Source organism: Escherichia sp. AM3 (genome assembly GCF_032029835.1).
GTDB lineage: Bacteria > Pseudomonadota > Gammaproteobacteria > Enterobacterales > Enterobacteriaceae > Escherichia > Escherichia coli.
On the sequence record NZ_JAVUPQ010000975.1, the window covers coordinates 1 to 272 of the forward strand.

1 protein-coding gene is annotated in these 272 nt (G+C 60.7%); it reads left to right on the forward strand.

The annotated features are described in order from the left end of the window. On the forward strand, positions 1-272 hold a 272-nt coding region (locus tag RTW80_RS29310; protein WP_312721638.1), incomplete at both ends, for a malic enzyme-like NAD(P)-binding protein.

A 272-nucleotide genomic window follows, 5' to 3' on the forward strand; every position in this document is an offset into this window, starting at 1 on the left:
GTGAAGCACCGCTGGCCGGACGTCCTGTTGCAGTTCGAAGACTTCGCGCAGAAAAACGCCATGCCACTGCTGAACCGCTACCGCGATGAGATCTGCTCGTTCAACGATGACATTCAGGGCACCGCGGCAGTGACAGTGGGGACGCTGATTGCCGCGAGCCGTGCGGCAGGCAGCCAGCTCAGCTATCAGAAAATTGTCTTCCTGGGTGCAGGCTCCGCAGGCTGCGGCATCGCCGAGCAAATCATTGCCCAGACCCAGCGCGAAGGCTTAAG